7 protein-coding genes are annotated in these 7,949 nt (G+C 73.3%); 4 read left to right on the top strand and 3 right to left on the bottom strand.

The window, feature by feature from the left end:
- On the top strand, positions 1-981 hold a 981-nt coding region (locus OZN99_RS20275; RefSeq protein ID WP_270937072.1), incomplete at its 5' end, for a hypothetical protein.
- Positions 982-1,151: 170 nt separating this feature from the next.
- On the opposite strand, the gene OZN99_RS20270 is transcribed toward OZN99_RS20275, so the two are convergent.
- Positions 1,152-2,135: a Bug family tripartite tricarboxylate transporter substrate binding protein gene (locus OZN99_RS20270; RefSeq protein ID WP_270937071.1), complete on the bottom strand. Its 984-nt coding sequence runs from the start codon at positions 2,133-2,135 to the stop codon at positions 1,152-1,154.
- A gap of 27 nt (positions 2,136-2,162) precedes the next feature.
- A complete protein-coding gene (locus tag OZN99_RS20265) occupies positions 2,163-3,212 on the bottom strand; it encodes a TauD/TfdA family dioxygenase (RefSeq protein WP_270937070.1) in 1,050 nt (349 codons plus the stop codon).
- Between the two features lie 66 nt (positions 3,213-3,278).
- Between OZN99_RS20265 and OZN99_RS20260 the strand changes: the two genes are divergently transcribed.
- A complete protein-coding gene (locus tag OZN99_RS20260; RefSeq protein ID WP_270937069.1) occupies positions 3,279-4,250 on the top strand; it encodes a Bug family tripartite tricarboxylate transporter substrate binding protein in 972 nt (323 codons plus the stop codon).
- Between the two features lie 7 nt (positions 4,251-4,257).
- Here OZN99_RS20260 and OZN99_RS20255 read toward each other — a convergent pair whose 3' ends face one another.
- Positions 4,258-5,283 (bottom strand): Bug family tripartite tricarboxylate transporter substrate binding protein, encoded by a 1,026-nt coding sequence (locus OZN99_RS20255; RefSeq protein ID WP_270937068.1) that lies wholly within the window; start codon positions 5,281-5,283, stop codon positions 4,258-4,260.
- Between the two features lie 196 nt (positions 5,284-5,479).
- Here OZN99_RS20255 and OZN99_RS20250 point away from each other — a divergent pair, with 196 nt between their 5' ends.
- Positions 5,480-7,246: a glucan ABC transporter ATP-binding protein/ permease gene (locus OZN99_RS20250; RefSeq protein ID WP_270937067.1), complete on the top strand. Its 1,767-nt coding sequence runs from the start codon at positions 5,480-5,482 to the stop codon at positions 7,244-7,246.
- 33 nt (positions 7,247-7,279) lie between these two features.
- A partial coding sequence (locus OZN99_RS20245; protein WP_270937066.1) for an alpha/beta hydrolase family esterase occupies positions 7,280-7,949 on the top strand: 670 nt, incomplete at its 3' end.

Here is a 7,949-nt window from a genome sequence, read left to right as displayed (position 1 = left end):
GGCCCGTCGGAGCTGATCGCGGGCGGCCGCACGGTGCAAGGCCTTCCGCTGTTCGACGGCGGCACGACGGATGGCGGCGGCCTGGTCGGCACGCTCGGTCCGCTCGGCTCCGCCGCGCGCTTCGGCGTGGTGGAGATGGAGCCGCGCGCCGCCAGCCTGCCCGGCAACGCCTTCGCGCTGGCGCGGCGGGAGAGCGCGCACGCCGCCATCCTCGTCGCGCTGCGCACGCGGCCGGACAGCCTGGCCCCGCTGAACGCGCATGACGCGCTGGACCCCTTCGGCCCGCCCGTGCTGCAACTGCCGGGGCGGGAGGCGCCGTGGCTCGGCCTGCTGGCCGAGCGCGGCGCGCCAGCCAAGCTGGTGGTGCAGGGCCACCGTACCAGTGGCCGCTCCGCCAATATCCGCGCGGCGTTGCCCGGCCCCGAGGATGGCGATGCGCCGCCGCTGGTGCTGCTGACGCCGCGCACCTCCTGGTGGACCAGCACGGCGGAGCGGGCAGGGGGCATCCTGGCCTGGCTCGCCGCGCTCACGGCCTTGGCTGGCGCGGAACGGCGGCGCGGCGTGGTGGCGTTGGCCACCTGCGGCCACGAGCTCGGCCATATCGGCGCGCAGCGCGCCTTCGCGCGCGAACCGGAACTGGCCAGCGACAGCGCCCTGGTGGTGCATCTCGGCGCCAATCTCGGTTGCGCGGGGGCGGAGCGGCTGGTGGTGCGCAGCAATGTCGTCGGCCTGGCCGACCGCATGGCCGATGCGCTGGCCGAGGCCGGCCATCCCCGCGCGCCGATCGAGGCGGCGACCGGCGGCAAGGCGAATGGGGAGGCGCATGAGATCGAGGAGCGCGGCGGCCGCTACCTCTCGCTGATCGGCGACAACCCCTGGTTCCACGCCCCGGAGGATCGCTGGCCCGACAGCGTGGACCTGCCGCGCGCCGAGGCCATCGCGCGGGCGGTGGCGCGGGTGGCGGTGGAGCAGGCGGCGTAGTCCTTCGCGCCTCGCCTCACCTTCCCCCGCACATGTCTCTCCCTCCCCCGCTTGCGGGGGAGGGTCGGGGTGGGGGCGCGAGCGACATGCGGCGGCCGAATGCACCGCCTCCATCCGACACTCCCCCGCAAGCGGGGGACGGCGCGTTCACCAGCGCCCCGGCCCCTGCCTCAATCCAGCTTCGCCCCGCTCACCCGCACCACCTCGCGCCACTTCTCGTTCTCCTCGCGGATGAACGCCTCGAAGGCCGCCGGCCCCAGCGGCCGCGGCTCAGCGCCGATCTCGCGCTGGCGCGCCACCACCGCCGGGTCGCGCGAGATCTCCGCGATGGCATCGGCGTAGCGCTGCAGCACGTTCGCCGGCACGCGCGCCGGCGCCTGCACGCCGAACCACGCCACCGCCTCGAAGCCGGGGATGCCGCTCTCGATCACCGTCGGCACCTCGGGATTGGTGAACCAGCGGTCGCGCGAGGTCACCGCGAGCAGGCGCATCCGCCCCTCCCGGATATGCGGGATGTAGGCGGGCAGGTTGTCCACCGCGACCTGCAGCGTGCCGGAGAGCAGGTCGGGGATCACGCCGCCGGTGCCACGATAGGGCACGTGGGTGATGTCGATCCCCGCGCGCACCTTCAGGTACTCGCCGGACATGTGGCCGGAGGTGCCGTTGCCCGGCGTGCCGTAATTCATGCGGCCCGGGTTCTGCTTCGCGTGGGCGACGAACTCCTGGAAGCTCCGCGCCGGCACCGAGGGATGCACCACGATCCCGTTCGCCACCAGGTTCACCAGCGCGACGGCGGCCAGGTCCTCCGGCCGGAACGGCATGCGGCTGTAGAGGAACTGGTTGATGCTGGCCGTGCCGATCGTGCACATCAGCAGCGTGTGCCCGTCCGGGTCCGACCGGGCGACGATCTCCGCGCCGACATTGCCGCCCGCGCCCGGGCGGTTGTCCACCACCACCGGCTGCCCGAGCATGGGGCCCAGGCGCTCCGCGATCAGCCGCGCGGTCAGGTCGGTGGCGCCGCCCCCCTGGAAGGGCACGACGAGGCGCACCGGGCGCGTCGGCGCCCAGGGTGACGACGTCCCCTGTGCGTGCGCGGTGCCGATCCAGGGCAGGGCCAGCGTGGCACCGAGAAGCGTGCGGCGGCGAAGGCTCATCGTCTCGTTCTCTCCGGTTCGTCGAGGTCAGGCAGCGACGGCGCTGCGTCCGGGAATTGCGCCGCCGCGCAGCGCGCCGGCCCGCACGTCGCCCCACTGGTCCGCATGGCCCGCGGGCAGCGCGCGGCTGATCGGGCTGGCCAGCCATATGCGCAGCAGGTTGCGCCGCGCGCCAGTCGCCGCGTCGTCCGCATAGGCGGTGCGCCCGTGATAGGTGACGTGCTGGTTCATCAGCTGGATCTGCCCGGGCTCGAAGGGCATCTCCACGCAGAGCTCGTCGGCCAGCGCGGCCAGCATGTCCATCGCCTCCACCTGCTGCGGCGTCAGCGGCGGCACGCCGGGCATGCCCTGCGCCATCTCCACATAGGTGCGGCTGTACTGGCTGGTGAAATCGCCATCCGGGCCGCGCGCGAAGACCGGCATGGGGAAGGGGCACGATGCCATCCCCTCGCCCTCCTCGTCGGCCGGCCGGGCGCGCCAGAACTCCTGGTACAGCACCGCCAGCAGGTCCGGCCGCCGCGCCGCCATCGCGTCATGGATCGCGACGGTGGAGACGATGCGCGAGATGCCGCCCGCGATCCCGTTCGAGGCGCAGAGCAGGCACAGCAGGTCGCATTTGTCGGTGTGGAAGCGCAGCGCGCCGGTGGACCGGCTGCGCGCCCGCGCCGAGCCGGCCGCGACGGCGGCGCCCACGCCGGTCTCGTCCGTCACCTCGGCCAGCACCTCGCCCGTGGTGTTCTGCGGCAGCGGCGTGCCGAGGTGGCACATCAGCCCCCAGAACACGCGCTTCAGGTCGGCTGCGGAGAAGCGCGCAGGATCGAGCCCGGTCAGCCGCACCAGGCCGCGCCCATGCTCCAGCTCCTGCGCCACCTCGCGCAGGAACGCCGCGGTGGCGGGCAGCGCGAAGTGGCGGGCGTCGAAGCGTGGCACCAGTCTCTCGCCCAGCGCGGCCAGCGTCGCCGCGATCTCCTCCTGCGCGCCCGCCGGCAGCGCCATCACCCAGGAGGTGTCGCGCGCCATCTCCGCCCCGGTCCAGGCCGCGCGCCCGCCGATCGGCGCGATCGGATGTGCTGTCATGCCTGCCTGCGTCCCTGCCGCCGTTCCGCCCTTGCACGATCGCGCCGGCAAGGCGAGGCTTCGCGCATGCTGCGCCGCACCCTGATCGCCTCCGCCATCGCCCCTGTCCTGGTGCCGGCCCCGGCCCGTGCCCAGGGCCCCGCCTGGCCGGCCCGGCCGGTGCGCTTCATCGTGCCATGGCCGCCAGGGGGCCTCAACGACCTGGTCGCGCGCGCCTTCAACGACCCCGTCTCCCGTGCCCTCGGCCAGCCCATCGTCAACGACTTCCGCTCCGGCGCGGGCGGACGCATCGGCGTGGCGGAGGTCGCGCGTGCCGCGCCCGATGGCTACACGATCGGCATGGGCAATCTCGGCCCGCTGACCATCTTCCCCCACCTGTTCCGCGACACGCCCTATGACGCGCAGCGTGACCTGGCGCTGGTGGTGATGTTTGCCGCCGCGCCACTGGTGCTGGTGGTGAACAACGACGTGCCCGCGCGCAACGTGGCGGAGCTGATCGCCTGGGTGCGCGGCCGGCCGGGGCGGTCCAACTACGCCAGCGTCGGCGTCGGCACCGCGCAGCACCTGATCTTCGAGATGTTCAGGGGTCGCGACGGCATCGCGATGGAGCACGTGCCCTTCCGCGGCACCAACGAGAGCCTGCCCGCCATGCTGCGCGGCGACATCCAGGCGATGTTCGACACGCTGCCGCTGATGAAGGGCCCGGTGCAGCAGGGCCAGATCCGCGCCCTGGCGGTGACCACGCCGGTGCGCGTGCCGCAACTGCCGGAGGTGCCGACGCTGCAGGAACAGGGCTACGATATCGACGTCGCCACCTGGTACGGCGTGATCGCGCCGTCCGCGACGCCGGCGCCGATCGTCGCCCGGCTGCACGCCGAATACGTGAAGGTCGCCGAGAGCGCGGAGGCGCAGCGCTTCCTGGCGGACCAGGGGCTGATCTACCTGCCCAACGCCCCCGGCGCCTTCGCCGCCCGCGCCGCGGCCGAACGGGCCCGCTGGGGCCAGATCATCGCGGCGCAGGGGATCCGGGTGGAGTAGCCGCGGGCTACTCCACCTGCGCGCCGCTGCGGCGCACCACCTCGCTCCACTTGGCGATCTCCGCCTTGATGAAGGCGTCGAAGGCCTCGGGGCTGGTGCCGCCGTCCGGCGTCAGGTTCGGCGCCATGCCGCCCAGATCCGCCAGGCGGCGCTGCATGTCGGGCTCGCGGATGATCTGGTTCATCTCGTCGGAGATGCGCTGGATCGCCGCGCGCGGCGTGCGCGCCGGGGCCTGCACGCCGAACCAGGCCGTCGCCTCCACCCCCGGCAGCCCCTGCTCGGCCGTGGCCGGCACCTCCGGCATCGCCGGCGTGCGTTCCCGCGTGGTCACCGCCAGCGGCCGCAGCCGCCCCTCGCGCAGATGGCCGATGACGGAGGGCAGGTTGTCCACGCCGACCTCCACCCGGCCGGCGATGATCTCCTGCATCATCGGCCCGGCGCCGCGGAAGGGCACGTGCGTCAGGTCGATCCCGGCCTCCAGCTTCAGCAACTCGCCCGTCATGTGCAGCGAGGTCCCGGCGCCGGAGGAGCCGATGTTGAGCCGCCCCGGCCGCGCCCGGGCATAGGCCACCAGTTCCTGCAGCGTGTTCACCGGCAGGTTCGGGTTGACGAAGATCGCGTTCGGCACGCGGATCATCAGCCCCACCGCCGCCAGATCCTCCGGCTTGATGGGCATGCGCGCGCCATACAGCGAGTAGTTGATCGCGCCGCCGCTGATCGTCTGCATCAGCAGCGTGTGGCCGTCCGGATCGGCCTTCGCCACCACGTCGTTGCCGATGTTGCCGCCGGCACCGGGGCGGTTCTCCACCACCACCTGCTGGCCCAGCCGCCGGCCAAGCGGCTCCGCCAGCAGCCGCGCCGCGATGTCGGTGGTGCCGGCCGGCGGGAAGCCGACGACGAGGCGCACGGTACGGCTGGGCGCCCAGGCGCCTTGCGCACGCGCGCCGGTGGGCAGCAGCACCGGCGTGGCCAGGGCGGCGCCGAGCAGGGTGCGGCGCGTGGCACGCGGGGCAGGGGTGGTCGTGTCGGTCACGGGTGGTCTCCTCCGGCATGCGGGAACTGCCGTCCCGCTGCTGCGCTTGCCGCCCGTTCCTGCCGCATTCCGGCCGCGGCTTGCAAGCCGGCGGTTTTTTCGCGAGTCCTTAGGGGCGGAGGCCGGGCTGCTCCCCGGCGCCGCGCACCCTGCGGCGCGACCGCGGAAGGGCGCGGCAGGCGGAAGGGGCCGGCAGATGCATCTCTTCAGGCTCTACGGACGGGTGCTGGCGCTCCTGGCGCCGGATCGCTGGGTGGCGGTCGGGCTGACCTTCGCCGCGCTGGCACTCGCCGGCCTGTCCTTCCTGGAACCCGTCCTGTTCGGCCGGGTCGTGGACCTGCTCTCCCGCTCCGACCGGCTGACGACGGAGGGGCTGTGGACCGAGGCGATGGCCCTGCTGGCGCTGTGGGGCGCCGTCGGGCTCTCCGGCATCGGCGCCAACGTCGCCGTCGCGCTGCTGTCGGACCGCATGGCGCACCGCAACCGCCTGGTCGCCATGGGCCACTACTTCGAGCATGTGCTGGCCCTGCCGCTCTCCTTCCATGGCGACACGCAGTCCGGCCGGCTGATGAAGGTGATGCTGCGCGGGTCCGACAACCTGTTCGGCTTCTGGCTCTCCTTCTTCCGCGACCACCTCATCACCTTCATCGGCGCGCTGGTGCTGCTGCCGCTGACCATGTTCATGAACTGGCGGCTGGGGCTGCTGCTGATCGTGCTCGTCGTGCTCTTCGCCCTGGTCTCGGCCTGGGTGATCAACAAGACGCACGAGGCGCAGGGCGAGGTGGAGGCGCTGCACACCCAGCTGGCCGGCAACGCGCAGGACGCGCTCTCCAACGTTGTGGTCGTGCAGTCCTTCACCCGGCTGCATTCCGAGGCGCGGCTGTTCGGCGACATCGTCCGGCAGGTGCTGGACCGCCAGTTCCCGGTGCTGAACTGGTGGGCCGTGGTCGCGGTGCTGACCCGCGCCGCGGCGACGATCACCGTCATCCTGATCTTCGTGCTCGGCACCATCCTGCACCTCCGCGGCCAGGCGAGCGTCGGCGATATCGTCTCCTTCATGGGCTTCGCCACGCTGCTGATCGGCCGCATGGAGAGCGCGGTCGCCTTCGTCTCCCACACCGTCACCCAGGCGCCCGCGGTGGAGCAGTTCTTCGCCGTGCTCGACAGCCGCTCCTCGGTGCCGGAGAAGCCGGACGCGCTGGATCTCGGCCGCGTGCAGGGCGAGGTCCGATTCGAGGAGGTGGCCTTCGCCTATCCCGGCGGCCCGCGCATCCTGGACGGCATCGACCTCGTCGCCCCGCCCGGCCGCACCGTCGCGCTGGTCGGGCAGACCGGCGCCGGCAAGTCCACGGCGATGGCGCTGCTGCAGCGTCTGTGGGACCCGGTGGCCGGGCGCATCGCGCTGGACGGCCACGACCTGCGCGACATCTCGCTGGAAAGCCTGCGCCGCAACGTCGGCGTGGTGTTCCAGGAAGCGCTGCTGTTCAACCGCTCGATCCGCGACAACCTGGTGGTCGGCCGCCCCGACGCCACCCAGGAGGAGATCGAGCGCGCCTGCCGCATGGCGGAGGCGCACGACTTCATCATCCGCAAGCCGCAGGGCTACGACACGATGGTGGGGGAACGCGGCAGCGCGCTCTCGGGCGGACAGCGCCAGCGCCTGGCCATTGCCCGTGCGCTGCTGAAGGACCCGCCGGTGCTGATCCTGGACGAGGCGACCAGCGCGCTGGACGCCGCCACGGAGGCCCGCGTGCAGAAGGCGCTGAAGGCGCTGATGGCCGGCCGCACCACCTTCATCATTGCCCATCGCCTGTCCACCGTGCGCGACGCCGACGAGATCATGGTCTTCGAGAACGGCCGCGTGATGGAGCGCGGCAGCTTCGACGAGCTGGTCCGGCTGGACGGGCGCTTCGCCGCCCTGGTGCGCACCCAGCTCTCCGGCCCCGAGGCGGCGCACGCCTGACCCCTGCCCGCGTTAGGCGGGCAGGAGGATGCGATGCGACCCTGCCTCATTGTGACGTGCCTCGGCGCGCTCTGCCTGCTGCTCGCGGCCTGCGGTGGAGAGGCGCTGCGCCTGCCCGGCGACCGCTTCGCCGTTCTGGACCGTGCCGCCGCCCGCGGCCCGGCGCCGACCATCGTGGTGCTGCATGCCGCGGCCGTCTCCGGCCATGGCACGCGCGACCTGCTGCGCCTGCCGGCCCTGGCGCGAGAGGCCGGCTTCGCCGTGGTGTTCCCGGACGCCGCCGGGATCTTCTGGAACGACGATGCCCTGGCGAACCGCGCGCCGGGCGTGCTCTCGGCCGCCGACGACGTGGCCTTCCTCGATGCGCTGCTGGACCGGCTGGTCGCGCAGGGCATTGCCGATCCCGCGCGCATCCACCTGGCCGGGATCTCGAATGGCGGGATGATGGCGCTGCGCTATGCCTGCCTGCGGGGCGGCCGGCTCGCCTCGCTGGTGCTGTTCCACGCGACTCATCCCGCTGAGGGGCCGCCCTGCGCGCCGCCGCGGCCGCTGCCCGTGCTGGTCCTGGCCGGCACCGAGGATCCGGTGCTGCGCTGGGACGGCACGGTTGGCCTCGGCGGGCTGGTCCAGGCGGACCGCCGGCTCTCCGTCCCGCGCAGCTTCGCCGCGTGGCGCGCGGCGAATGGCTGCACGGGCCTCGCCC

Source organism: Falsiroseomonas oryzae (assembly GCF_027856955.1).
Taxonomy (GTDB): domain Bacteria; phylum Pseudomonadota; class Alphaproteobacteria; order Acetobacterales; family Acetobacteraceae; genus Falsiroseomonas; species Falsiroseomonas oryzae.
The sequence above is the reverse complement of the archived record's forward strand: the minus strand, read 5'-3'. Positions and strand labels throughout refer to the sequence as shown.

What these genes read in the sequence shown, in the direction of transcription:
- OZN99_RS20270 (WP_270937071.1), bottom strand. Translation starts at nt 2,135, where the DNA reads ATGAGCCTTCGCCGCCGCACGCTTCTCGGTGCCACGCTGGCCCTGCCC.
- OZN99_RS20265 (WP_270937070.1), bottom strand. Translation starts at nt 3,212, where the DNA reads ATGACAGCACATCCGATCGCGCCGATCGGCGGGCGCGCGGCCTGGACC.
- OZN99_RS20260 (WP_270937069.1), top strand. Translation starts at nt 3,279, where the DNA reads ATGCTGCGCCGCACCCTGATCGCCTCCGCCATCGCCCCTGTCCTGGTG.
- OZN99_RS20250 (WP_270937067.1), top strand. Translation starts at nt 5,480, where the DNA reads ATGCATCTCTTCAGGCTCTACGGACGGGTGCTGGCGCTCCTGGCGCCG.